The organism is Streptomyces sp. NPDC058045, from assembly GCF_042885635.1.
In the GTDB taxonomy this organism is placed as follows: Bacteria; Actinomycetota; Actinomycetes; order Streptomycetales; family Streptomycetaceae; genus Streptomyces.
Map to the genome: position 1 here is coordinate 202,035 of NZ_JBHVRR010000002.1, position 25,179 is coordinate 227,213.

At 71.1% G+C, this 25,179-nt stretch carries 29 protein-coding genes; all 29 read left to right on the plus strand.

What is annotated here, in order from left to right; translation table 11 throughout:
- Positions 1 to 73 precede the first annotated feature (73 nt).
- A complete protein-coding gene (locus ACFVST_RS02655; RefSeq protein ID WP_390146283.1) occupies positions 74 to 442 on the plus strand; it encodes a hypothetical protein in 369 nt (122 codons plus the stop codon).
- Positions 443 to 551: 109 nt separating this feature from the next.
- Complete coding sequence (locus tag ACFVST_RS02660) at positions 552 to 677, plus strand: hypothetical protein (protein WP_390146131.1); 126 nt, start codon at positions 552 to 554, stop codon at positions 675 to 677.
- On the plus strand, positions 674 to 847 hold the full coding sequence (locus ACFVST_RS02665; protein WP_390146133.1) for a hypothetical protein: 174 nt from the start codon (positions 674 to 676) through the stop codon (positions 845 to 847). The genes ACFVST_RS02660 and ACFVST_RS02665 overlap by 4 nt, the downstream gene beginning before the upstream one ends.
- A 75-nt stretch (positions 848 to 922) precedes the next feature.
- On the plus strand, positions 923 to 1,192 hold the full coding sequence (locus ACFVST_RS02670) for a hypothetical protein (protein WP_390146134.1): 270 nt from the start codon (positions 923 to 925) through the stop codon (positions 1,190 to 1,192).
- A gap of 150 nt (positions 1,193 to 1,342) precedes the next feature.
- Positions 1,343 to 2,134 carry a DUF2637 domain-containing protein gene (locus tag ACFVST_RS02675; RefSeq protein ID WP_390146136.1) on the plus strand — a complete coding sequence of 264 codons (792 nt, stop codon included), beginning with the start codon at positions 1,343 to 1,345 and terminating at the stop codon, positions 2,132 to 2,134.
- 11 nt (positions 2,135 to 2,145) lie between these two features.
- Positions 2,146 to 2,847, plus strand: a complete 702-nt coding sequence (locus tag ACFVST_RS02680; RefSeq protein ID WP_390146138.1) for a GIY-YIG nuclease family protein — start codon at positions 2,146 to 2,148, stop codon at positions 2,845 to 2,847.
- Entirely contained in the window at positions 2,844 to 3,704 is an 861-nt protein-coding gene (locus ACFVST_RS02685; protein WP_390146140.1) for a hypothetical protein, read from the plus strand. The genes ACFVST_RS02680 and ACFVST_RS02685 overlap by 4 nt, the downstream gene beginning before the upstream one ends.
- 32 nt (positions 3,705 to 3,736) lie before the next feature.
- Positions 3,737 to 4,123: a hypothetical protein gene (locus tag ACFVST_RS02690; RefSeq protein WP_390146142.1), complete on the plus strand. Its 387-nt coding sequence runs from the start codon at positions 3,737 to 3,739 to the stop codon at positions 4,121 to 4,123.
- Complete coding sequence (locus tag ACFVST_RS02695) at positions 4,120 to 4,959, plus strand: hypothetical protein (RefSeq protein WP_390146144.1); 840 nt, start codon at positions 4,120 to 4,122, stop codon at positions 4,957 to 4,959. Before ACFVST_RS02690 ends, ACFVST_RS02695 begins: the two co-directional genes overlap by 4 nt.
- 64 nt (positions 4,960 to 5,023) lie before the next feature.
- Complete coding sequence (locus ACFVST_RS02700; RefSeq protein WP_390146146.1) at positions 5,024 to 5,287, plus strand: hypothetical protein; 264 nt, start codon at positions 5,024 to 5,026, stop codon at positions 5,285 to 5,287.
- 32 nt (positions 5,288 to 5,319) lie between these two features.
- On the plus strand, positions 5,320 to 5,493 hold the full coding sequence (locus tag ACFVST_RS02705; protein WP_390146148.1) for a hypothetical protein: 174 nt from the start codon (positions 5,320 to 5,322) through the stop codon (positions 5,491 to 5,493).
- 18 nt (positions 5,494 to 5,511) lie between these two features.
- Entirely contained in the window at positions 5,512 to 5,793 is a 282-nt protein-coding gene (locus tag ACFVST_RS02710) for a hypothetical protein (RefSeq protein WP_390146149.1), read from the plus strand.
- 98 nt (positions 5,794 to 5,891) lie between these two features.
- On the plus strand, positions 5,892 to 6,461 hold the full coding sequence (locus ACFVST_RS02715; protein WP_390146151.1) for a hypothetical protein: 570 nt from the start codon (positions 5,892 to 5,894) through the stop codon (positions 6,459 to 6,461).
- Positions 6,458 to 7,990 (plus strand): terminase large subunit domain-containing protein, encoded by a 1,533-nt coding sequence (locus ACFVST_RS02720; RefSeq protein ID WP_390146153.1) that lies wholly within the window; start codon positions 6,458 to 6,460, stop codon positions 7,988 to 7,990. The genes ACFVST_RS02715 and ACFVST_RS02720 overlap by 4 nt, the downstream gene beginning before the upstream one ends.
- Before the next feature lie 32 nt (positions 7,991 to 8,022).
- Positions 8,023 to 8,397 (plus strand): hypothetical protein, encoded by a 375-nt coding sequence (locus tag ACFVST_RS02725; RefSeq protein ID WP_390146154.1) that lies wholly within the window; start codon positions 8,023 to 8,025, stop codon positions 8,395 to 8,397.
- Positions 8,398 to 8,409: 12 nt separating this feature from the next.
- Positions 8,410 to 10,284 carry a hypothetical protein gene (locus tag ACFVST_RS02730; RefSeq protein ID WP_390146156.1) on the plus strand — a complete coding sequence of 625 codons (1,875 nt, stop codon included), beginning with the start codon at positions 8,410 to 8,412 and terminating at the stop codon, positions 10,282 to 10,284.
- Positions 10,284 to 11,060 (plus strand): phage minor head protein, encoded by a 777-nt coding sequence (locus tag ACFVST_RS02735; protein WP_390146158.1) that lies wholly within the window; start codon positions 10,284 to 10,286, stop codon positions 11,058 to 11,060. The genes ACFVST_RS02730 and ACFVST_RS02735 overlap by 1 nt, the downstream gene beginning before the upstream one ends.
- Before the next feature lie 11 nt (positions 11,061 to 11,071).
- Positions 11,072 to 13,294 (plus strand): NUDIX hydrolase, encoded by a 2,223-nt coding sequence (locus tag ACFVST_RS02740; protein WP_390146160.1) that lies wholly within the window; start codon positions 11,072 to 11,074, stop codon positions 13,292 to 13,294.
- 344 nt (positions 13,295 to 13,638) lie between these two features.
- A complete protein-coding gene (locus tag ACFVST_RS02745) occupies positions 13,639 to 15,417 on the plus strand; it encodes a major capsid protein (RefSeq protein ID WP_390146161.1) in 1,779 nt (592 codons plus the stop codon).
- A 75-nt stretch (positions 15,418 to 15,492) separates the two neighbouring features.
- Positions 15,493 to 16,950, plus strand: coding sequence for a hypothetical protein (locus ACFVST_RS02750; protein ID WP_390146163.1), 1,458 nt, complete (start codon positions 15,493 to 15,495; stop codon positions 16,948 to 16,950).
- Positions 16,950 to 18,254 carry a hypothetical protein gene (locus ACFVST_RS02755; protein WP_390146165.1) on the plus strand — a complete coding sequence of 435 codons (1,305 nt, stop codon included), beginning with the start codon at positions 16,950 to 16,952 and terminating at the stop codon, positions 18,252 to 18,254. Before ACFVST_RS02750 ends, ACFVST_RS02755 begins: the two co-directional genes overlap by 1 nt.
- A 13-nt stretch (positions 18,255 to 18,267) precedes the next feature.
- Positions 18,268 to 19,272, plus strand: coding sequence for a hypothetical protein (locus ACFVST_RS02760; protein ID WP_390146167.1), 1,005 nt, complete (start codon positions 18,268 to 18,270; stop codon positions 19,270 to 19,272).
- A gap of 59 nt (positions 19,273 to 19,331) precedes the next feature.
- Positions 19,332 to 20,168, plus strand: coding sequence for a hypothetical protein (locus ACFVST_RS02765; RefSeq protein ID WP_390146169.1), 837 nt, complete (start codon positions 19,332 to 19,334; stop codon positions 20,166 to 20,168).
- On the plus strand, positions 20,165 to 20,689 hold the full coding sequence (locus tag ACFVST_RS02770; protein WP_390146171.1) for a hypothetical protein: 525 nt from the start codon (positions 20,165 to 20,167) through the stop codon (positions 20,687 to 20,689). The genes ACFVST_RS02765 and ACFVST_RS02770 overlap by 4 nt, the downstream gene beginning before the upstream one ends.
- Complete coding sequence (locus ACFVST_RS02775) at positions 20,689 to 20,817, plus strand: hypothetical protein (RefSeq protein ID WP_390146172.1); 129 nt, start codon at positions 20,689 to 20,691, stop codon at positions 20,815 to 20,817. Before ACFVST_RS02770 ends, ACFVST_RS02775 begins: the two co-directional genes overlap by 1 nt.
- Positions 20,814 to 21,227 (plus strand): HK97 gp10 family phage protein, encoded by a 414-nt coding sequence (locus tag ACFVST_RS02780; RefSeq protein ID WP_390146174.1) that lies wholly within the window; start codon positions 20,814 to 20,816, stop codon positions 21,225 to 21,227. The genes ACFVST_RS02775 and ACFVST_RS02780 overlap by 4 nt, the downstream gene beginning before the upstream one ends.
- Positions 21,228 to 21,272: 45 nt before the next feature.
- Positions 21,273 to 21,731: a hypothetical protein gene (locus tag ACFVST_RS02785; RefSeq protein ID WP_390146176.1), complete on the plus strand. Its 459-nt coding sequence runs from the start codon at positions 21,273 to 21,275 to the stop codon at positions 21,729 to 21,731.
- Positions 21,728 to 22,294 (plus strand): hypothetical protein, encoded by a 567-nt coding sequence (locus ACFVST_RS02790; protein WP_390146178.1) that lies wholly within the window; start codon positions 21,728 to 21,730, stop codon positions 22,292 to 22,294. Before ACFVST_RS02785 ends, ACFVST_RS02790 begins: the two co-directional genes overlap by 4 nt.
- Before the next feature lie 113 nt (positions 22,295 to 22,407).
- Positions 22,408 to 25,179, plus strand: coding sequence for a hypothetical protein (locus tag ACFVST_RS02795; RefSeq protein ID WP_390146180.1), 2,772 nt, complete (start codon positions 22,408 to 22,410; stop codon positions 25,177 to 25,179).

Consider the following 25,179-nt stretch of genomic DNA (forward strand, 5'->3'; position numbering starts at 1 on the left):
CGGCCAGGTGGTGACACACCCGGTCGGGAAGCCAGACCGCCTGACACAACCAGGAGTCCAGCCAGTGAGCATTATGGCCCGCCGCTGCCGTCGTACGGCAGCCCGCACCCGCCGCGCCGTCCTCCGCGACCGCGCCCGCACCACCCGCGCCACCGCCTCCATCCGCCGCCGCGGCACCGCATCCCTCACGACCCACGCCATCGCCGCCGGCCTCGGCATCCGCGACGCCCGCACCATCGCCAACTCGCTCCGCCGCAACGCCGCGAAGCAGAACATCACCGGCACCACCGGACGCTGCCACGCCGGCCGACGCATGCGCGACGTCCAGCGATTCACCCCGGACCAGGTCGCGCAGGCCGCCGCCACGTACCGACCCCGGAAGGTCGAGTTCGTTGCCGTCGCCGCGCAGCTGCGCCAGGCCGCACTGGCGGTGGCGGCGTGAAGACCCTCACCCTCCTGTTCGCCCCGCTCCTCAGCGCCTGGCAGTGCAACCAGTGCGGCACCTGGTTCCACTCCGACACCCCCTCCCAGACCTGCGGCGGGTGCTGACCATGACCACCGAAGCCGAACGCATCGCCGCCGAACAGGCCAAGGCCGCGGCCGACTACGCCGCCGCCGAAGCCCTCCGCCAAGCGCAGTCCAACCGCGACGACGCCAACCTGCGAGGTGGCCAGTGAGCTGGCTCGACCGACTCATCGCCCGCGACCACCAACTGGCCGCCACGCGCTACGCGGACCGCGAGTCCGCCACCGACCGCGCGGCCCGCATCCGCCGGGAGAAGCACGCCGCCCGCGTCCAGCGTGACGGCGACCGGTCCGGGCGCGCCTTCCGACGCCGCTTCACCTAACCCACCAGACCGGCCGGGCCGCGACCTCCCCCCGCGCGGCCCGGCCCCACTCCTACCCCTGAGAGGCACCCACCCATGGACACCCAGACCATCGAGCCCGGCCGCTACAGCTACGAGATCAAGGTCCGGTTCGACAGCCACTACGTCCCCGAGCACACCCCGCCGAGTCTCCGGACGGCCGCCAGCTACCCGACAAAGCGGACCCGCACCGTGTGGGGCGAGTTCCAGCTCACCCAGCCGCTCGACCTCGCCATGATCCGCGGCCACTTCATCAAGCAGACCCGCGACGAGCTGCTCACCCAGGACATCGAAGTCCTCCACTTCAACCTCAGCCCGGCCGGATGACCCGACGCCGCCGCCCACTGGCCGAGCAACTCCACAGCCCGCTCGGCCGGTGGGGCTTCGGCACCCTCTCCGCCTTCGCCGCACTCACCGGCCAGTACCCCGCCGCCCTCATCTGCGGCGCCATCGCCGCCTACGCCTGGAGACAGCACCATGCAACGCCCCGCCACCGTGCTCGCCGCCGTCGCAGCCACGGCCTCGGTCGTGCTCACCGGCATCGCGTTCTGGCTGTCCTACGAACACCTCGCCAGCGTCGCTGACGGCAACGGACTGGGCGACGCCCGCGCTTGGGCCTGGCCGGCAACAGTCGACCTCTTCATCATCGTCGGCGAACTCCTCATGCTGCGCGCCTCCCTGCAACACCGCATCGACCCGTGGGCCATCGGCCTCGCCACCGTCGGCAGCATCGGCTCCATCGCCCTCAACGTCGCCGGCGTCGGAAGCAGCGCCCACCCCATGCAGTACGTCGTCGCAGCCGTCCCGCCATCCGCCGCACTCATTGCATTCGGTGCCCTGATGCGACAGGTCCACGAAGCGCTGCGCAACGCCGAGACCGCAACGACCACCCCTGCCGCGCCGCAGCAGGAGACCGCGACGCAGCCCGTTGCGTCACCCCCACCGCCCGCAACGCCCCCGGCCGCAGCACCCGTTGCAACACCCGCGCCCGCAGCGCCGCAGCGCAACGCAGCACCCCGACGCAACAACACGGAACACAACAGCGCCGAGCCGGACCCGTTGCGCGACGCCATCGACGAAGCCATGGCACCCGTTGCGAGCGACCTCGACGGCGTCGCACTCCTCACCGTCGCAGACGTTGCAGCGATGAAGAACGTGCGCGAGGGCACCGTCCGCTCCTGGGTGTCGCGTGGCCGCCTCGCCGTCGCAGCACGCGACGCCAACGGCCGCACCCACTTCCACCCCGCCGCCGTCGCAGAACTGGACTGAGAGACGACGTCATGAACGACCACGAGATCCCGCCCACGTGCACTGCGAATGACGAAGGGCGCCCGTGTCCGCGTGAAGCAACAGTGCTGCGACCCGTTGCGCTCTGCCACGCCCACTGCATCGAGATCGCTCTCACCGCAGTCTCGGAACTGCTCTGCAACGAACTCGACGCAGCACTCCGAGGCTCTGCAACGGCACCCGCAGTGCGCAACGACGTGGTCGAAGCATCCCGCGCTGTGACAGTCGATGACCTGTTGCACGGGGTGCACAGCAGCGTCGTCTACTTCGTTGCGAACGGCAGCCGAGTCAAGATCGGATACACAACCAACTTGAAGAGCCGTCTCGCCGCACTCGCCCTGCGCAGTGACAGCGTGCTCCTCACGTTGCAAGGCGGGCCGGAACTGGAACGGGCGTTGCACAGGCGCTTCTCTGCGTACCGCAACGGGGACACCGAGTGGTTCGAGATGTCCCCGGAGATCTTCCGCTACATCTCGACGCCGCGTGGCGCCGCAACGGGCGGCAACGCCCCAGCGTTGCAAAGCGCCTTGCCGTCCATCGCCGATCTTGTTCGCGAACAGGTCCAGCGAACCGAAACGAACACCGCCGCAGTCGCCGCCGTGATGCAACTCCGGCCCGACGCGAACCGCGACAGCGTGTCCGCCGCCGTACGCCGGGCCCGCCGCCAGCACCAGATGCGGGACGGCTACGCATGACCGCCATAGGCGCCGACGAACACCGCGCCCGCTACTACCTCCACCGCGCCGGCGCCCGCCCCATCGGCCACCTCTTGGAGCACCCCGTGCCCGACCAGCCCATCACCCCGACCCGCATCATCCCCGCCGGGGCCGAGCTGCCGAAGCGGGCGCCGGAGCCCGGAGAGGTCCCACCGTGGCGCGCCCCGGCCAGGACAGAGCCGGTGCCCACCCCGGAAGATCCGGACCCGTCCGAAGCGGCCGCTGGATCCGGACCGTCCACCGAGTCCGCAGATCCGGCAGAGACCGCACCGGATCCGCGCTCCCGAACCCGGATCATGCGGGCCGACTGGTGGCGGACAGGCAGCAAGGACAACCCGCTTCCCGGCAAGGAAACCCCAGTCGAGGAGGAGCCCCAGGACCAACCGGTCCAGGCCCCGCAGGCGCCGGCACAGCCCGTCAAGAAGACCGACGCTGACGACGATCAAGCGGCCGAGGCCGAGGAAGGGGAGCAGGACAAGCGCCCCGCCTGGGACCCCACTCGCATCGCCGAGCGCACCGCCGCCCGGATCAACGAAGCCCGCAAAGAGACGCCCTTCACACAACGGATCACCAGTGCCGTCGTCTCCGTGGCCACGGCGGACGGCAGCCTCAATCGCGTCTTCTACGCCGCCAGCGGCATGTGGGCCGCCTGGAAGATCGGCTTCACCCCCTGGCTCCAGGACGCCACATCCGACGCCCCCGTCATGGTCTCCCTCGTCGTCTGCCTCATCGGCTGGGCCATCCACCGGAGCACCAAAGACGCCGCCCTCCCCCTCGCCTGGGCCGGACACGCCACCGCCACCGCCACCGTCATCGCCTTCATCCCGCACCTCTGACCCCGAACTGACCAGGAATAAGGACCCAAACCATGCTGGAAATCGGACTCCACGCCCTCGCCTTCGTCCTCACCATCCTGGTCATCGCCGCACTCAAGAAGGGCGGCAAATCCCTCAAAGGAACTGCAGCACTGGCCCTAGGAATCGGGCTCGGCTACCTCTACGCCCACACCGGACAGCCCTGGTCGATCCTCTCCGACAAGGCCAGCCAGATCCTCACCAACGTCGGCGACGAATTCGGCGCCGGAGGCGCAGCCCTCGCCCTGGCTATCGGCGGATGGTGGCACTACACCCGCCCCGGCCCCGCCGGATCAGTCATCCAAGGCCTGCTGATGATGACTGCCGCGTCCACCGCCACCGGGCTCATGAAGCAGGCGACGGACATCATCGCCAGCATCGTCAGGGTGATCGCGGGATGACGGCATCCACCACCCCGGACCAGCCAGCTGCGCCACGAGCAGAGCAGGTCGGCTACACCATCGGCCGCGGCTACCGGGCGAGCACCACCGCCCTGACCACACCGATCCGCATCGTCCCCGTGCCCCGCTGGCCCCTGACGATCCCCGGCCGCATCTACTCGGGATGGCGGATCATCCTCACCGGCCAGAAGAACAAGGCGACGAAGAACAGCCCCCGCGGCACGCTCACCCGCTACGCCATCGGCGCCGGAATGAGCTGGTGGGGCTACGAATGGGCCGCCGCCACCCACACCCTCCAGTGGGCTGGTACCAGCCTCGCAGCCGCCGCCGTCCTCGTCGGCTACGCGAAAGGGGAGACCCCCGAACTCCCCGCACCCCGCCCGCGCCCCACAGGTGCCGCACAGGCCCCTACGAAGGATGCAGGCAGAGCGACCGGCGAGCCGACAGACACCGTCCCCACAGACACCGAGGAGAAGCCCGCGACGGCCCCGCTCCTCCAGCTCTGCGCACACCTCATCGGACCCCGCCGCGGAGTCCACCTCCGCGACATCGCCATGGCCCTTCGAGAGGCCGGCGCCCCCGACTCCACCGGAGCCCAGGAAGTGCGCTCCCACCTCACCCGCCTAGGAGTGCGTGTACGCCCCTCCGTGAGAGCCCCCAAAGGGGTCACCCTCGACCGCCTCCCGGCCGGTGCCGAGGAGCCCCCGGTGGGGGTCGCTCAGGGGGTCCACCGAGACGACCTTGAGGCCGTGATCGGGCCCCTTCCCGAGCCCCTCCCCGACCCCTCTCCTGAAACCGGCCCGGAGGAGCAACTACGCCCTGCTACACGCCCCTGACCTGCTATGTAGCGAATCCCGCTACACCTGTAGCAAGCCCTACTACACCCGAGAAACGGTCCCGATGCCCCACCGCTACACCTGCCGCACCTGCCGCACCAGCGGTGCCGCGCACGACCAGAAATCGGACGCCGAGGCGGACCGGGACGCCCACCGCATCACCACCCACGGGGGGATGACCCCACCCGACGGAGACCACATCCGCTATGCCCAACCCGACCACCGTGGCGCCCTGATCGTCCTCGGAGTCCTCTGCGGTCTCGTCCTCGTCGAGACCGTCACCGGGATCTCCGTCGACGACATCGCGCGCTGGCTCGGACTCCTCTGACCCACCACCACAGCCCGCAAGGAGCACACGACATGGACAAGCAGGAAGCCATCGAAGCCGCCGCCCGCGAACTCCTCGCGCACGGCGGCCCCGACTGCCTCACCGACCCCCGCCAGGTCCGCGACGCCATGCGCCTCGCCGCCGACGCCGGGGCAACGCACGACGAGATCACCGCCGAGATGCGCCGCCAGCGCGGCGCCGCCTGACCCGAGAGGACATCCGACGTGGTCAACCGCGACAAGGCGTACCGGATCGCGCACTACATGCGGCTCTACGACAGCTGGCCGTCCTCCGACGTCGACCCCGAGGCGCCATACCGGGTCGAGGACTCCTACGACGGCCGGGCGACATGGACCTATCCGCGCCAGTCAACCGGCCAGCTCTTCCGTGAGGACATCGTCGAGGCCCTCCTGGACGGCTGCCAGGTCGACTACCGCGGCGCCGTTTGCGAGATCGAGAGCCCCTACCCACTGGGCGGCTGGATCCGCTACACCCGCGCCTCGTAAACCGAGCCGACCCGAGGCCCTGCGCGCATCCCCCCCCGTCGCGCGGGGCCTCACCCATGCAGTACCCGCCCCTACCCTCCCCACCGAAGGGAGGGCACATGGCGAAGGACGACAAGTTGCGGGACGGCCACGGCCGCTACACCCGCAGCCCCGAGACCGCAGCCCGCGAGGCCCAAGCAGCGCGATTGCGGGCACAGGGCAAGACCTACCTCCAGATCGCCCACGAACTCGGCTACGGCTCCAAGAGCGCGGCGCACGACGCTGTCAGCCGAGCCCTGCACGCCATCGTCGCCGACGACGCCGAAGCCCTCCGCCGACGCGAAGCCGCACGCCTCGACGGGCTCTACGAAGAAGCCCTCGGCGTGCTGGAACGCACCCACTACGCCCACTCCCACGGCAAACTCGTCCACGACGACGAGGGCCGCCCGCTCGTAGACGACGGGCCGAAGCTCGCCGCCATCCGCGAACTCCGCGCCGTACGCGAGAGCTACCGCCGCCTCTACGGTCTCGACGCAGCCCAGAGCAGCGACGTCACCATCCGACAAGCCCCGCCCGCCACCGAAGCCGAACGCCAGGAACAACTCGACGCCGTCACCGCAGAGTTCGCCCGCCGCGCTGCCGCCGGTCAGCCCCCGGACGCCGAAACCATCCTGACCTCTGAGCCGTGAAGAGATACGCCGGATACAGCGACGCCGAGTTGCACGCCCACGCCCGCCGCCTCGCAGCCCTCCAAGACCCCGCGATGATGGGCCTGTACCTCCACCCCGGCGGCACCTACCGAGTACGGGCTCACACCCGGCTGATCGCGTCCACGCTCGCCCAACTCGGTCCCGATGCGGACCGGCTCCTCATCACTACCCCGCCCCAGGTCGGCAAGAGCGTCCTCGTCTCCGAGCTGCTGCCGGTGTGGTGGCTCGCCCGCCGACCCATGGACCGCATCGCTATCGCCTCGTACGCCGGATCGCTCGCCACGAAGAAGGCACGCGCAGTCCGCCGCCTGATCGCCGACCATGGCGAACAGTTCGGCCTTCAACCCCAGCGAGGCGAGCAGACCGCCTACGACTGGTCACTCACGACCGGCGGCGGAGTACGCGCCGTCGGCGTGGGCGGCGGCCTCACCGGCCACCCAATCACCGGGATCGGGATCGTGGACGACCCTCACAAGGACCGCCGCGAAGCCGACTCCGCGCTGATGCGCGAAAACGTATGGGACTGGTGGTCGTCGGTGTTCCTCTCCCGGCTACGGCCTGGCGTACCGGTGGTGCTGTGTATGACCCGCTGGCACCCTGACGATCTCGCCGGCCGCGTCCTCGCTCACGAGGGCACCACGGAGACCGGCGGCCGGTGGCGCGTCGTACACCTCCCCGCACTCGCCACCCAGGAAGACGACCCGCTCAGCCGCGGGCCCGGCGAACCACTGACTCACCCGGCGCTCGACGACCGCGACCAGGACGCGCTCCTCGCACACTGGTCGGACAAGCGGCGAACATCCACCCCACGGGACTGGGGAGCCCTCTACCAAGGCGACCCGCAGCCACCTGAGGGCGCACTGCTCAGCCACGCCGACATGCCGTACTGCCCCACACCACCCGCCCCGGTCCGGAAGGCCGTCGCGGTCGACCCGTCGGGCGGCGGCCGGGACACTGCCGGCGTCATCGCTGGGTACCTCGGCACCGATCAACGGCTGTACCTGACACACGACCGGACCCGCCGCATGCCGTCCGACCAGTGGGCGCGGACCGCGTGCACGCTGGCGTCCGAGACGGACGCGACACTGATCGTGGTGGAGAAGAACTACGGCGGCGACATGGTCACCCTCGCAATCCGAACTGCATGGGATGCACTCCAGCGCGAGGGCGCCATTCCCGCCGACGCCCTACCGCCCTACGTCCAGCCGGTCACCGCCCGGGCAGGCAAGCTGCTGCGGGCCGAGCCGGTGGCGCAGCAGTGGCGTGAGGACCGTGTCCGCCTCGCCTCGCACCTGCCTGAACTGGTGTCGGAGTGGGTGTCGTGGCAGCCGGGTTCAGACTCGCCGGGCCGGATCGACGCGAGCGTGTACCTGGCCTACGGGCTCCTGCGGGCGCCGAGCACCGGAGACGCGATCAGCTCCCCGGCCGGGGTGTCCCTCTCGCAGGCCGGGCAGGTCCGCGGTGGGCTGGGGGCCATCAGCCTCGGACGCGGCGGCTACGGCCGGTAGGGCTGCCCGTACTCGCCCCTACGGTCCGGCCCGTGGCCCACCAGATCATCATCGCGCTCCTCACCCTCGGCGCCGTCGCCCGCATCACGCGGTTCGTCGTCGACGACACCCTGTTCCAGCCCGTGCGGACCTCGGTCGACAAACGGGCCGACCGCCCGTTCTTCGCGTGGCTCGCGGACCTGATGGGCTGCTCCTGGTGCACCAGCATCTGGGCAGGCGCCGCCGCAGCCGCCGCGCACTGGGCCTGGCACGACACTGTGCCGTTCGTCTACCTCGTCGGCGCGCTCACGGCATCGCACGTCGTCTCGCTCGCCGCGTCCTGGCTCGACGCGCCGCCACCGCCGCGGCACATCGTGCTGGACCCGGTCGCCCTCGACATGGCCGTCCGCGACCAGCGGCGCCGATAAGGGGGGTTACCAGTGGCCTGGTGGAAGCTCCACAAGCATCAGCGGGACGAACCCGGTGCACCGGACGGTCCGGTGCTGGCCTCCGCCACGATCATCACCCGGGACCAGGCCCGCAGCGTCGTCGGCCGCAAGCAGGAGTGGCAGGCCCAGGGCTGGGACTTCTACCGCACCGTCCCCGAGCTGAAGTCCGGAATCCGGTGGGCTGCGAACGGGTGCTCCCGGGCCCGCCTGTACATCGGCCGGATCGACCCTGACGGATCATCCCGCCCTACCCCGGTCGACGCGCAGGATGAGGACCTCAGCCCCGACCTCGTCGACCGGCTCCTCGCTCCGCTGGAGGAACTAGCCGGCGGGCAGCTCGGCCAGTCCGAGATGCTGCGCCGCCTGTCTGTGCACCTCGACATCCCCGGCGAGTCCTACTTGGTCGGCTTCGACGACCCGAAGAGCGGTGAGCGGCGCTGGCTGGTGTGCTCACCCTCCGAGATCACGTCCGCTGGCGGCGGAGGCACGATCCGCGTGCAGCTGCCCGAGTCCCAGACGGCGCGCGTCGAACTGTCCTTGGACGAGACGACGTTGATCCGGCTGTGGCGGCCGGACGACGAGTTCGCCTACCTGCCCGACTCCCCCCTCAACGGTCTCCAGGAGCCGCTGCGGGAGCTGCAAGGTCTGACCGCTCACGTCCTAGCTACCGTCGACTCCCGCCTCCAGGGCGCCGGGCTCGGCCTGATCTCCGACGACGTGACCCCGGCGTCACCGCAGCAGTCCGATGGGGCGAACCCGATTCACTCCGACCCGGTCACGGCCGCGCTGATCGAGGCCGCGAGTGCTTCGCTGCGGAACCGGGACTCAGCTGCCGCGCTGGTTCCGCTGCTGCTGCGCGTACCCGGCTCGGTGGAGGACAAGTTCAAGTGGTTCAGCTTCGCCACCGAGTTGGACGAGCAGGTGCTGCCGCTGCGCGAGGGCGCAACCAAGCGGGTCGCGATCGGCCTGGACATGCCGCCCGAAGCGCTCACGGGCATGGCAGACGTCAACCACTGGACCGGCTGGCTCCTGTCCGACACCGGCATCACGATGCACATCGAGCCCAAACTGGGCCTGGTCTGCGACGCTCTCAACAGCCAGCACTTCCGGCCCGCGTGGGAGGCACTCGGCGTCCCGGACCCTGAGAACTGGGCGTGCTGGTACGACACGAGCGACCTCAAGCAGCGCCCGAACCGCGGCCCGGAAGCGCTGGAGGCGTTCCAGCGGGGTCTGATCGGCGCCGCCCCCACCCGCCGCGAGCTGGGCTTCAGCGACGAGGACGCCCCGACCGAAGAGGAGCGGACCCGGGCGGTAGTCCAGCAGCTCATGCAGTCCGTGCCGAGCCTCGCACCGGCCCTGCTGCCGTACCTGGGAATCAACCTCCCGCAGGCCGCGGCAGCCGCCGTCATCGACGCGCCGGCACCCGAGGCGGTATCCGCAGCACCTGTCCGGTCGGCCATCGAGGCCCCCGCCAGTAACCGGCCGGAGCCGCCTGCCCGTACGGCGTCCGCTGCCCTCGCCGCGGCGGCGGACTGGCGCACCAGATGCCTCGACATGGCCGTCCGGCGGGCTCTGGTACGCGCCGGACAGTGGCTCCTCAACCGCGGCGGCCGGTCGATGCGCGGCCAGTTCCTGCATGTGCCGATGCACCGCATTCACGTCGAGCTGGGCGCCGAGGAGGATCATTTCGACGCCATGCTGTCCGGGGCATACCAGGAATTTCACGCCGCGACACCGGACGATCCGTGCCTGCATCAGGCCGTGGACGACTACGTACGGGCGCTGCTGCGGGGCCGCGAGGAGCACGACCGCGAGAACATCCCCCGTGCCATCGCACAGGCCGGCTGCGATGGGTGGTCGGCCTGATGGCCTCACAGGACCCGTGGCTCGTGGCCCGGATGCACCAGCGGGACCAGGTCGCTACCGCCGAGCGGGAGTTGGCGCCGGCGGTGCGAGCTGCCGTCGAGGAGTACCTGGCCGCGGTCCAATCCGGCCTCGGCCTCGGCACCGTGACGGCGGCCGCAGCGCCCGGCGACGGCGAGCCGGACTGGACCGGCTATCCCGATGACAGCGCGTGGCGGCGGATCGTGCAGCAGCGCATCGCCCCAGCGTGGCGCAAGGTGTTCAGCGGTTCCTACCGGCGGACCGCGCCGTCCGCTCCGCCGTCCGCCGGCGACGGCCGGGCGGACGATGAGGCCGAGGAACTCGCCGAGCGGCTTCGGCAGTTCCCGCGCCGGGTGTGGGCACGCCTCCGTACGGCTTGGCGGGACGGTACCGCCCGCGGCGAGACTCCAGCCGAACTCCGGGTCCGCGTCGCCGAGCTGGCCACGCTGGAGGGCTGGACCGGTGCCACCGACACCATGACCCGAACCGAGGTCATCGGCGCCCTTAACGCTGGCGCCATCGGGGCCGCCCTGGACGAACAGGCCCGCACACGTCGGCCCTGGACGAAAGCGTGGCTGTCGACCGCCGACGACCGCACCCGCGCTACCCACCGAGCCGCCGACGGCCAAACCGTGCCGCTCGCCACCCCGTTCACCGTGGGCCGCGCACGACTCCAGTTCCCCGGCGACCCCCGCGGTCCGGCCGGTGAGGTCATCAACTGCCGCTGCTCGCTGACCCTCCACCCCGCCTCCGAGTAGGAGACCCCCTGATGCTCATCCCCTGGCCCTCCGCTCTCGTGGCGGCCGGCGACCCGGCGACCGTCGCCGTCGCCGAGGACGGCACCTGGACCGGCACCGTTGCCCTCGTCAACGAGTGGTCCGCCGACGGCCGAATGCTCGCCCTCGCTGACGGCGCCGACATCGACGTCCGGCCGCTGCCGCTGCCCGTTACCGTGCAGTACGTCACCGGCCCCGGCCACGACGGTGCGACCGTCGGCCTGATGACGCTGGACGAGGTGTGGCAGGACGGGCACCGCGTCATGGGCCGCGGCCGCATCGACGTGGACGACCCGCAGGGCGCTGCCCTCGCCCGCAAGATCGACCGCGGCTTCCTGCGTTTCGTGTCTGCCGACATCGACCAGGCCGACGGCCGTGTCGTGTGCGTCGCCGAGGACGGGACCCCGGTCGACGGCTGCGACCCGGCCGAGGACGGCACGGAAACCGGCGAGATGTACACCAGTTGGCGCATCATGGGCGCGTCGCTCCTCGCGCACCCCGCCTTCCCAGAGGCGCAGATCGCGCTCGCCGAGAACGACAGCAACAGCGACAGTGACGACATCGTGGGCTACAACCCGGCATGGGGCTGCGTACGCACCGACGGCGACGGCGGATGGGAGACCGCAGACTGCACGGACGACGACGCTGTGCCGGCCGGGCCCGATGGCGCTCCGTACGACCCGGAGGGCCAGGACGAGGGCGCGCCCACGCACGCGGGCCTGGCTGTGAAAGCCCTCGACACCGGGCGCGTGCTCCTCATCCAGCGCGCCCTCGACGACGACGATCCGGCCTCCGGGACGTGGGAGTTCCCTGGAGGCAGTATCGAGGACGGCGAGGACCCGGAGGCGGCCGCGTTCCGGGAATTCGCTGAAGAGACCGGCATCGTGCTCCCCGACACCGTGACCGTGGTGGACGGCTGGCGGTCGGAGAACGGCGTCTACCAGGGCTACGTCGCCACCGTGCCAGCGGAGATGAACCTGGCGATCAACCCCGACGCCGACGATCGGGCCGTCCTCAACCCGGACGATCCGGACGGCGACATGCTAGAAGCTGTCGCCTGGTGGGACATCGACGCGCTGCCCGACATGCCTGCGCTCCGCGAGGAGGCCCGTGCGACACCGTGGCAGTTGCTTTCCGACGCGGGCGACGATGACAGGGCCGTGGTAGCTGCTGCGTTCCGGTACGACGGGTGGACACCGCCCACCGACTGGTTCCGTGCCCCGGACCTGCCCGACCTCCAGCCCGTCACCGTCGACGACGACGGGCGCCTCCGCGGATACCTGGCCGCATGGGGCGTATCCCACCGCTCCTACCCCGGCCGCAGCATCACCCCGCCCCGGTCGCGCACGAAGTACCGCCTGTTCAACTCCCGCCCATTGGCCACGTCGGAGGGCCTGGTCGACGTCGGCCTCATCACCATGGGTACCGGGCACGCCGCCCTCGGCTGCGACCGGCGAGCCGCAGCAGCTCACTACGACGACACCGGCACCATGGCCGCCGTCGTCCGCGCCGGGGAGGACTCCCGCGGCATCTGGCTCGCCGGGGCCGTGCTGCCGACCCTGTCCGATGAGCAGCGCCTCCGACTCAGCCTCAGCAGGTTCTCCGGGGACTGGCGGCAGGAGGGCGCCGGGCTGGAGCTGGTGGCCGCGCTCGCCGTGAACACCGAGGGATTCCCGGTGCCGGAGCGGCGCCGGGGCGACCAAGGCGACTACGCGCTCGTCGCAGCCGGCGCCGTCCTCGCGCCGAGCGGGTCGACGCTGCCGATGTCCCGAGCCGACGTCGAAGCCCTGGCCGAGGAGGTCCTCGCGGTGCAGGAGCGCAGGGGGCGCGCTGCGGCCGCTGCTGGGCGGGTGCAGCAGGTGCGTGTCCAGGCCGCCGCCCGCCGCCTGCGGGCACCGCACGTCGCCCGCCTCGCCGCCGACGGCAGCGAAGACGACGACCCTGGTGGATTCGCCCCCTTCCGGATCCGCAACGTCCGCCAGCGACTCCAGAACTTGCAGATCAACGAGGCGGACGAAGCGTTCGTCAACAACCTGGAGGAGTACTGGAAACGCGGCGCAGGCGCGGCACGGATCCGGTGGGGCACTCCAGGCGACTGGACGCGCTGCCACCGATTCCTCATCAAGCACGTTGGGGACGAGCGTGCACGGCGTATCTGCTCGGAATGGCACCACGACGTCACAGGCCTCTGGCCTGGGGACTCCCGCAATCCTTGATCTTCAGAGGACGTGATCACCATCGCTTGCAATTGCGGCGGTCGCTCTGGCGGCCGCGCTACCCGAACCGGCAACACAGCCCAGGGAACCTTCTGGCGGCACTACCCCCAGAACGGAGGAAAGGTCGACTATCCGAACAAGGTGGACGCCCTGAACTCGCTGCGTCGTCACAAGGGGCGCGTAGAGAAGGTCGACCGCTCCGGGACCGTCACCGAGACGATCCCTTACCAGGCGCCGCCCCAGTAGCGCCAGGGCATCCCGTACACGCCCGTACCCTCGGGCCCGACTCCGCTGGCTGGTGGGCCGGGAGCTGACGACGACACCCCACATGAAGGGGGAGAAGCGTGAGCTTCCTTGACGATCTCCTCGCCCGGCTGAGCGCAGCCCCGGCCGACCAGCACGCGGACCTCGTCCGCCAGGCCATCGCCGACGCCGGCGAGGTCGACGCGACCGCACTCCACGCCGAGATCATGGCGCGCTTCGACGCCGCCCAGGGCGCCACCGACGACGCGACCGTGGCGCAGTTGGAGCAGCTCGCCGCGATCGGCGAGGGCCTGGGCGAGCACCAGGCCGCCGCTGACGACAGGAACTCCCGGGCCGCCGCGGCCGCGGACCGACTGCGGTCGCTCCAGGCGCCCGCCGAACCGGAGCCCGAGCCGACCGCCCCGGAGGTAGAGCCGGTTGCGGTGGTCGAACCGGCCCCGGCCGTCGAACCTGCGCCCGCTGCCGATCCGGCCCCGGAGCCGGTGGCGGTCGCCGCATCCGGCAACCGGCCGCGCGTCCCGCTCGGTCTCGGCAACACCACCGCGCCCGGAACCACGTCTACGGACCGTGAATCGTTCACGCTCGTCGCCGCGGCGGACGTCCCCGGTTTTTCCACCGGCCAGCAACTCAGCAGCCTCGCCGACTTCGGCCAGGCGTGGGAACAGCGCATGATGCCGCTGATCTCGTCCGGTGGCCGGGGCGGCGGACGGCAGCGCGTCGGCGTCGCCCGCATCAAGCGCAACGTCCCGGCCGAGTTCACGATCCGCGACGACAGCGTGGCCGACGAGGTCATCAAGCGGGCCACCGACGAGTCCCAGCTCAACGGCGGCTCTCTTGTCGCCGCGGGCGGCTGGTGCGCCCCCAGCGAGCAGCTCTACGACCTGTGCGACATGCGCATCACCCAGGACGGCATGGTCAGCTTGCCGTCCGTTACCGCCCGCCGCGGCGGCATCCGCTACCCAGGCGATTTCGACTGGGCAGCGATCTTCGGCGCGTGGGACGAGGTGGGATTTCACCAGACCGAGGAAGAGGCGATCGCGGGCACGGTGAAGCCGTGCCTTGAAGTCCCGTGCCCGGACGACATGCTGGAGTGCCGTCTCGACGTGGACGGCATCTGCTTGCGCACCCCGATCCTCACCGAGCGCGGGTGGCCCGAGCGCGTCGCGCAGTTCACTGAGGGCGTCCTCGCAATCCACGCGCACAAGCTGAATGCGTGGAAGATCGCAAAGATGGAGTCGCTGTCGACTCCGATCACCATGCCAGCGCCGGGCGCCCCGAACCCGCAGGCCGCGATCGCTGACCCGCACGGGCCTGGCCTGGTCGAGTCCGTCCTGTCGATGCTGGAGTTGCAGGTCTACTACCAGCGCTACCGGGAGCGGCTCTCGCCCACCGCGACGCTGGAGATGCTCGCCCCGATCTGGCTGAAGCCGATCCTCAAGAGCGACCTGCGGAAGAAGCAGGCGATCGAGGGCCGTTGGACGGTCGCGGACGGCGACATCGACGCCTATCTCCGCAGCATCGGCGTCAACCCGCAGTGGGTGTACGACTGGCAGGACGCCTACGCCGACCAGGACCCGACCGGCTTCGGCGGCACCACGATCCCGACCGTGTGGCCGGACGAGGTCAAGGTGCTGCTGTACCGCGCGGGGAGCTTCTTCCAGCTCCAGGCCGACGTCATCACCCTGGACGGCGTCTACGACCACGCCAGCCTCACCCAGAACATGTACACCAGCCTCTTCACCGAGGAGGGCATCCAGGTGTGTATGCGCTGCGGCGTCTCCTACGTGGTGACGATCCCGCTGTGCGCCAACGGCCTGTCCGGTGGTCTCCAGACGACCACCTGCGCGGCGGCCGCCTGATCCGGCAGCCCGGCCCCGTTGGGTGTCCCCCCTGGTGGCGGGGTCCGGGCTGCCTCCATCGCCAGGAGGCGCACTGTGAGTACCCCTATCCCTGGGCGTGTTGAGGTCGACGCGCCTCCGATCGAGCCCTACACCTACGGCCTGCTGTCGGTCGCCCAGGTCATCACCGCGGATGGCCGGTGGCAGATGGGCGGTGTCGAGTACGAGACCGATGCGTGCGCCCAGGGCGGCCGGGTGGAGGGATCCTGCCCCGTCCCCAACCCTCCGCTCGTCCAGGCCGCCACGCTGACCGCCACCCCCGGCGCCGGCGTGGGCGTGCGCATCGCCCGTCCCTCGGCCACGGCCACCTCCGGCGTGGTCCTCATCGGTGATCCGGCCCTGCCCGGCCCGGTCACAGTGGAGGTCACCTCGCCTGCGGGGGATGTGACCCAGGTCGAGGTGCCGCCGGGCGGATCGTCGCCGCTGGATACCACCGACGGCGCCTGGACGTTCACCTACCCGGCCGGATCGGGCTGTACGGCCACGACGGTCACCTCTCTCTACGAGGCGGGGGCCGGCGACTTCGGGTCCTGCCTCTCGCTGGCCTACCCGGTGCAGTGGTCGTCCGCTGCGGACAGCCAGGTGCCGGTGACGTACACGGTGCGGGCGCCGGACGGGACGGTCGTGCAGGCCGGCACGGTCGCGCCCGGTGCGCAGAGCCCGGCGGTTTCCTACGGGCCGGGTACGTACGAAGTCGAGTTCACGGCGACTGGGGCGAGCGCCCCGCAGACCGGGACACTGACGGTGCCCGGCGCCGGGCCGCAGCCCTTCTCCCTATCGTTCGCGTTCGACGCTGGCACGTCTCACGACAAGCCGTTGTCCGAGGGCCTGAACTGGGTAGGGAGCGGCGGCCCGTTCACGGTCTACACCCGGGTTGAGTGCAACCCGGTGGCGTTCACGGACGCTTCGAATCGGGCCATGGCCCGGCTGCGCCTGGTGGAGCCGCGGGAGGTCGAGAAGGCGTTCTCTCTCCAGCTCGCTGGAGAGGAGCCGCGGCTGCCGGTGGGCGAGGCTGCGGTGGCGCTCCGGGTGGCGCTCGGGGCGCTGGAGGCGGACGCGGCTCTGTACTACGGCGGGCAGCCGACGCTGCACGCCCCCCGCTGGACGCAGCCGTACTTCACCGCTGACCTGTTGGTCTCGCAGCAGGGCCAGGTCCTGCGCACCGAGTTGGAGTCGCGGATCGCGTTCGGGGGCGGCTACTACGACGACCCCGCCGCACCGGGCGAACCGGACCCGGCGGGCGGCCAGTTCTGGCTGTACGCCACCGGCACCGTCACCGCCCGCCGTAGCCAGTCCTTCGTGAACGAGGCGTTCGAGCCGCCCACGAACTCGTTGGTGGCGATCGCGGAGCGCACCTACGTCCTCGATCACGACTGCTACCTGGCCGCCGTCCTCGTCACGGTCGCAACCCCCGCCGCGGCCGAGCCGGCCGCCCTCGCCTCCCCCCGCCGCCAGGCCGCGCGGCGCAAGTCCACGTCGAAGGAGACCAACTGATGGCGTGCCCTTCCCTGCTGCGCGGCGTCGTGATGCGCGCCACGCGCCTGGACGCCTGCGGGCGCCCCGTATACGGCGACTGCAACCAGGTCGTGTCCGATGGCTTCGTCACCGTGTCGATGAGCGCGGAGACCGAAGAGGGAGAAACGATCTCGGTCACCAAAGCCAACGGCCAGACCTGCATCAACGAAGCCCCCTGCGAGCAACTGTCGTACTACTCGCTGGAGATGGAGTTCTGCGCGGTCGACCCCGATCTCGTGAACATCATGAACCCGTCGTTCGAGATCTACCGCGACACCGAGGGCAACGCCATCGGCTGGGACGACTCGGTGGAGCTGCGCTGCGACACTGGCTACGCCCTGGAGCTGTGGACCAACGTCTACGCTGCCGAGGACGCCTGCACGGGCGCCGGTGCGCAGGGACAGTGGGGCTACCTGCTACTGCCCTGGGTGATCGGTGGTGCTCCGGGTGACCTGGAGATCGGCAACGACGCGATCAGCTTCAACTTCAACGGGCGCACGAAGGTCGGCTCCGGTTGGCGCCGGGGCCCGTACAACGTGCAGGCCGGACAGGGCGGTGTCCCGGGGCCGATGCTGAAGCCCGTCGGGCCAAAGACGCCCAGGCGCTTCTTCGTGACCACGATCCGGCCGCCCGAGCCGGAGTGCGGCTGCCAGCCGGTGGACCGGCCCACTCCGGACCCGGCGGACCTGTACATCACCGGCGTCGCCAACGAGGCGAACCGGATGACCGTACGTTTCCGGGCGGACAATCACGGCTTCGGGCCGCTGATGGTCGACTGGGGCGACGACACCGCGCCGCAGGAAGTCTCCGACGGCGCGTGGGTCACGCACGTCTACGCCGCGGAGGGCGACTACACGATCAAGGCGTGCGACAAGGAGACTCCGGTCATCTGCGCGTCCCGGGACGTGACCATCGCGCTGCCAGCCGACGAGCCAACCCTGGCCCTGTCCGCGGACAACGCGGACGACCCGTACGAGGTGACCGCCACGGTCGGGCTGCCGTCGCAGTCGGACGGAACCGCCCTCATCGACTGGGGCGACGGTACGGAGCCGGAGGAGATCACGGTCGGGGCGGACGGCACCGTGTCCGTGATCCACAAGTACAGCGTTCCCAGCGTCTACACGGTGTCGGTGCGCCGCGGTGACATCGACACGTACCGCACCCGCGAGGCGATCGTCGTGCCCGCCCAGGACCCGGGTGTCCTGCCGCCCGAGGTGAGTGCCGCCGCAGATCCGGCCGACACCACGGGCCGCACCGTGGTCCTCACCATCACCAACGCCTGAGGAGGCATCATCCATGGCTGGACCGACGACGATTGACTGGGGCGACGGGTCCCCGGTAGAGGCCGGGCCCGAGCAGGGCACTGCCTCCCACACGTACACGGCTGACGGCTCGTACCCGATCAAGGTATGCGATGGTGACGCCACCACCGCCTGCACCACGGTGACCGTCGGCATCCCGATGGGGCCGGTCGGCGAGCCGTCCGTCGCCGCAACGCCGGACGATGCGGACGCCACCGGCCGTACCGCCGCGATCACCCTGACTGGTTTCCCGGCCGTCGGCGGCATCACGGTCACCTGGGGGGATGGGACTACCGCCCAGACCCTGCCTGCGGGCACCACGACCGCCAGCCATGCCTACGCGGCCGGTATCGAGGGCGCGCAGACCATTACCGCGACGTCGGTCACGGACGCCACGAAGACCGCCAGCACGACGTTCACCCCGGCGCCGCCGGTGGTAGCGCCGACCGCCACGGCCACCGCCAACGTCACCAACCCGCTGGCCGCGGACCTGACATGGTCGGACTTCCCGGCTGGCACCACCAGCGTCAGCATCACCTGGGGTGATGGCACCGCTGCCGAGACCGGGCAGGCCACCACCGGTGGAGCGGGCACCGCCGCCCACAACTACGCGGCCGGCACCGCGGGGACCGAGCAGACCATCACGGTCACCTCGGAGCAGACGGCCGAGACCTCGGCGACCGCGACGTTCACGCCGACCGCGCCCCCGGCCGCCCCGACAGTGACCGCCACCGCGGACGCGGGCGATGGGACCGGACACACCGCGAACATCACCCTGGCCGGTTTCCCGGCGGCTAGCACAGTGTCGGTGGACTGGGGCGACGGCACGGCAGCCGAGACGGTCGCTGCCGGTACGACGGCCGCCAGCCACGTCTACGACGCGGCTGTCACCACCGAGCAGACCATCACCGCCACGTCCACGGCCGCGTCCGGCGAGACCGCCAGCACGACGTTCACGCCTGGTGGTGCTGCTGCTCTGCGCTCCGCAAAGCGCAAGTAACCGAGCCCCGGGGGCCGCATCGAGGGGCGGCCCCCGGTCTACCGGAGAAGGGAGCCGGCGTGCCGGACGAGGTACTCGACGGGCCGTGCGGTCCGTGGCCGCTGGACCTGTCGTGCTGTCCCGGCTGGCCGGACGATCCGGCCGAGTGGAGCCCGGAGCAGCAGGCTGCGGCGGAGATCGCCACCGAGGTGCTGTGGCGGCTGACGGCGGGCCGGTACGGGCTGTGCGAGGAGGTTCTGCGGCCGTGCCGGAAGGGCTGCGACGAACCGTCGCCCGCGCTGTCGTACGGCGGTGGTCTGCTCCGGCCGATCCTCGACGGGGGCAGGTGGTTCAACCGGCCGTGCGGCTGCGGCCCCAGCGGATGCTCTTGCGTGCCGCTGTGCGTGATCGACCTGCCGGGGCCGGTGCACTCGGTCGTGGAGGTGCGGCAGGACGGCCAGGAAGTTGACCCGGAGGGCTACGTGCTGCACCGCACGGCGACCGGCGGCCGCCTGGTGCGTACCGGCGGGGAGTGCTGGCCGGAGTGCCAGGATCTGCGGCTGCCGGACACGGAGCCCGGCACACTGTCCGTGACCTACCTGCGGGGGCTGGAGGTGCCGGCCGCGGGGCGGCGGGCGGTTGGCCAGCTCGCGTGTGAGATTGACAAGCTCTGTGCCGGCGGGACCGGCGGATGCGCTCTGCCAACCGGCACCAAGAGCGTGACCCGCGAGGGCGTGGCGTACGAGATCGTGCCGCCCGGGTCGTGGCCCGAGACGCTGGAGGCACACATGCCGCAGGTGTGGTCCTGGGTGCAGCTCGTGAACCCGGGCAGGGTACGGCAGTTCGGCGCGGTGTTCAGTCTGGATCTGCCGCCGGCCCCGGTCGCGGCCCGCTACCGGCCGGAGGCGACCCGGTGACCACCCCGCCCGATGACGTGATCCTCCCGCCGGAGGCCGACCCGCGGTTGGGGCCGGTGCTGTCCGGCCTGGTGGCCTGCCTGTGCGCCACGCTCACAGACGGCGGGCGCCCGGCGTGCGCCTGCTGCCTGGTGTGGGGCAACCAGCCCGCGCAGGACTTCTGCGCGTGCGACTGCGACGGCGGGCATGGGCAGGCGTGGGTGCGGGTGGTGCGGCAGGAGCCGGTCGACACTGACCAGCAGCGGCGGCGCCGGTGCCAGACCTGGCGGATGCAGACCATCGTCGAAGTCGGAGTCGCCCGCTGCGTCGCGGTGGTCGCCGAGGACGGGCAGTCCGCGCCGACCTGCGCGCAGCGGGAGTCGGACGCCTGGGGCCTGGTCCTCGATCAGCGGCTGCTGCGGGAGGCGGTGGCCTGCTGCGAGGCCCTCCAGGACGTGCAGGTGTGGCCGGGCACGGTGACGCCGATGGGTCCGCAGGGCGGCTGTGCCGGGGTCATCATGCAGATCACTGTGGAGGTCTGATGGCGGGGACGACGGCGTTCGTGTTCGTGCTGCTGGGCGCGTGTCTGGTGGCGGCGGTGGGGGTCGTGGCGCGGGCCCGGGTGGAGATCGCCCGGATCCACTCCGCAGCGGAGAAGAGGCGGCGATGAGCGTCAGGGTCACCACCGACATCGACGAGGCGGCCGTGGCCGAACTGGTCCGCGAGATCGTCGGCGACATCACCACGGCCACGGCCAACGCAGCGCGCCGCCTCGCCCCGGTCGACAACGGACAGCTACGCGCCTCGATCCGCGACTCGGTAGCCGTACGCGGCAGCACTGTGGTCGGCGAGGTGTACACAGACCTGGAGTACGCGGCCTACGTGCACGAGGGCACCGGCATCTACGGCCCGACCGGTCAGCCGATCCGCCCGGTGCGGGCCCGGGTCCTGTCATGGCAACCCCGCGGCGGCAGCCGGATGTTCGCCCGCGAGGTGAAGGGGCAGAGGCCGCAGCCGTTCCTGCTGCGGGCCCTGCGGAGCGTGGCACCGGGTCCGGTGGACGGGACCGTCCGGTACTGACCCCTACGGTCATCGGCAGATCCACTCACCGCCCAAGGGGACAGCATGGCCACCGAGTTCGTGATCAAGTCCGAAGCCGGCGGCTTCGACCCGTCCAAGCTGGCGCCGGTCACCGTCGAGCTGAGCGACGGCAGCCGATACACAGCACACGGCTTCGACCCCAACGCGGTCCAACTCCAGATCGCCTACATGCAAGAGGTCGCCGAGCAGGAGGACGCCGCCGGAGTGCTCGCAGAGCTGCGCAACGCGCTGCTGCACTGCTTCGACAAAACCGCGGTGGACGAGCTGATGGTGAAAGCCCGCTCCGCCCAGAACACGGTGTCGGTCGACGAGCTGTTCAACAGCCTGCTGCCGAAGCTCGTCGCCCACTACGAGCCGGAACTCGTCGCGTACCAGGAAGAGATGGGCCTGGCCGCTGGCAACCGGGAGCAGCGGCGCGCCGCGAAGAAGGCTCCCGCGAAGAAGGCCGGGGCCAAGAAGACCGCCGCCCGGCGCCCGCGGTGAGCTTCGGCCCCGCCGCCCCGGGGCCGCTGCCGCTCACCATCGACACCACGACGGTCACTCTGCTGGTGCCCGGCGGGCGCACCCTGGCGGGCATCGCCGCGTCCGGCCAGTGGCCCGACCTGCTGCCTGGCCTCCTGGACGACGCGGACCGGGAGTACGTCACTGGCCGGGTGCGTGACCCGTGCGACCCGATGACCTGGCACGCCTGCTGGCGCATCGTCCTCGGTGTGGCACCGGAGGTGTACGGGGTGGAGTGGTGGGCCGCGCAGCGGCTGTGTGCGCTGGCGGAGGACCGGTGGCGGGACTGGTCGGCGTGGTGCGTGCGCCGCGGCCTCGACGTCGACACCGCCTCGGGGCACCGGATCGTCTCCGCCGTGTGGGCGTGGATCGTCGACACGGCCCAGGAGGAGAAGGACCTGTTCCGTGTGGAGCGGATCATCTTCGATCCGCCGCCCGAGCTGCGCCGTACGCGGGCCGCAGTCCCCAAGGGCTTCTCCGAGGCTGAGTTGGAGGCGCAGTCCCGGCAGATTGCGGCGATGGCGGACGACGGCGTCGACGAGTAGTGCGGCCAGCCCGTACGCGCCTCTACCCTCTGCCGTGACGCCGCTGGCTGGTGGGCCGGGCATCGCACAACCCCTGTGATCGGGGTGTGCGTTGATGCCCGGAGGTGCCCGCCGTGCCGCAGGTCGGCCGTACCTCCGTCCAGATCACCAGCGACACCGCCGCCTACGCAGCCCAACTCCGCAGCGAGTTGCAGCGGGCGGGGCGGGACGCCGGGCAGCAGCTTGACGACGAAGTACAGCGCGCGGTCCGCAACACCGGCCGCGCCGCCGGTCGGCAGATCGCGCGGGACCTGCGGCGCACCCTGCGCAACCTCCGCGCCACGGTGGAGATCGAGCCGGACCTGACCCGGTTCCAGGCGCGCCTCAACCGAGCAATCCGCGGGCTGCGCGCCCAGGTCCGCATCGACCCGGACCTGTCCCGGTTCCGCGCCGAACTGGCCCGGCAGACACGGCGGCTGGCACCGGTGCAAGTTCCGGTGACGCCAGACGTCCGCCGATTCTCGGCGCTGATGCGGCGGGAGCTGCGTGGCATCCGGCCCATCCAGGTACCGGTCGTCCCGGACACCCGCGGATTCCTGCGGGCGCTGCGTCGCCTCGACCCGCCGCCGGTGCGGGTGCGGGTGATCACCGATGGCGACGGGCTACGAAACGGGCTGGGCCGGTTGACCAACCAGCTCAACTCCAGTGGCGGGGCAGCGTCGGGCGCCGCGGGCGGGTTCTCCCGCCTGGCTCTCGTCATCGCGTCCCTCATCCCTCTGGTCGGATCCCTGGTGGGTGACCTGGCCCCAGCGTTGGGGATCCTCGCTGCGGCGCCCGCAGCACTTACGGGCCTGATCGGGGCAGGTGCGGCCCTAGCGGTCGCGCTGAACGGCGTGGGGGATGCGTTCGGTGCTGCGCTAGGCGACGACGCCGAGAAGTTCGAGGAGTCGCTGGAGGGGCTGGCACCGGCAGCGCAGTCCGCCGCCCGGGAGTTGCGGGCCCTGAAGCCGGGGCTGTCCGAGATCAAGACCGCCACTCAGGGCGCGTTCTTCTCCCAGTTCGCCGGGCAGATCAAGGAAGCGGGCGTCGCTCTCGGCGGCACGCTGCGCACTGGACTGGCCGGTATCGCGGGCGAGTTCGGCAAGGCCGCTTCCGCCGCCCTCTCGTTCGTGTCCTCGGCCCGCGGGGTCGCCGCGGTGCAGACGATCCTGCGGGGCACCCGGTCCGCCGTGAGCGGCCTGGCACGGGCGACCGGCCCGGTCACCCAGGGCTTCCTGGAGATGGCCGCCGCCATCCAGGACGCCTTCGGCACCCGGTTCGGGAATGCCGTCGCCGACCTCGGCACGCGGTTCGGCCGGTGGATGAGCCAGGTCTCCGAGGGAGGCCAGGCCGTCGCCTGGGTCGAGGGCGCCCTCACCGTGTTCCGGCAGCTTGGCACGCTCATCGGGAACCTGGGCAGCATCGTCGGGGCGTTCTTCAGCGCCATGACCACCGAGGGCGGCGGCACCCTTGCCGTCCTGAACGAAGTCACGGGTGGCTTGGCGCGGTTCCTCCAGACTGCGGCCGCGCAGGATGCGCTCGGCGTCCTCTTCCAGGTCCTCGGCGCGATCGGCAGCGTGATCACGGGCGTCGTGCTGCCGGCGTTCCGGACACTCATGGCGGCCCTGGCGCCTGTCATCAGCACGATCGGCCGGGCTCTGGTGCCCGTCATCGGGCAGCTCGGCGATCTGCTGGGCGCGGTACTCGGCGCCGCGCTCGCCGTCGTCGTCCCGCTGCTTCAGCCGCTGGCGGACATTTTCGCGGGGATCCTCCAGGCGCTCAGCCCGCTGCTGCCCGTATTGACCGAGGTGGCCCAGCAGTTCGGCGCTGCGCTCGGGCAGGCCGCGCAGGCCCTGGTGCCGCTGCTGACCGAGCTGGGCCAGGCGATCATCCAGGTCGTCCAGGCCTTCGCTCCGCTGATCGCGCAGTTCCTCACCGGCCTGCTGCCGACCCTCGGCCCGACCGTGCAGGCCTTCACCTCGCTGGTGCAGGCGATCATCCCGCTGTTCCCGCCGCTGGCGCAGCTCTTGGTGGCGATCGCCCCGCTGATCGGCTCCATGCTCCAGCTCTACGTGGGGCTGCTTCAGGTGCAGAACGGCTTCTTGAGCTGGGCTGTGATCAACATCGTCGTTCCGATCATCAAGGGCATCGTGATCGTGCTGACGGGCCTGGTGAGCGCCCTGTTGGCCACGAAGGGCGCGGTCGGCGGCTTCGTCAGCGGGGTCGTGGGCTTCTTCTCGCAACTGCCCGGCCGGATCTCCACCGCCATCGGCTCCGTCGTGGGGCTGGTCGGCGGGGTTTTCAGCCGGGCGGGGAACACCGCGCGGGCGCAGGTCTCGGCCCTGGTGTCGTCCGTGTCCGGCCTCTTCGGCGGGCTGCCGGGGCGGATCGGCGGCGCGCTGGGGCAGGTCGGCTCGGTGATCGCCGGGGCTTTCCAGCGGGCGGCATCCTCTGCCCGGTCGGCGGTTTCCTCGCTGGTCTCGTCGGTGGTCGGGATGTTCAGCGGCCTGGCCGGGCGGATCGCCGCGGCGATGGGCGATATCGGTTCCGCGATCGTCAACAAGATCAAGTCGGGCTTGCCGTCAGCGGTCCGCAACGTCTTGCCATTCGCCAACGGGGGGATCATCAACGGCCCCGTGGTCGGCCTGGTCGGTGAGGCCGGACCTGAGGTCATCATCCCGCTCAGCCGACCGCAGCGAGCCCGCCAACTCGCGGAGGAGTCGGGGCTGCTGGACATCCTCGCGCGGCAGGGAGCCGGCGGCGGCACGCAGATCACGAACAACTGGAACATCCAGTCCCGCATGTCCGACCCCATGGTGCTCGCCCAGCACCTCCAGGGGCAGATCGCCCGAGCGGCGGGGGTGTAG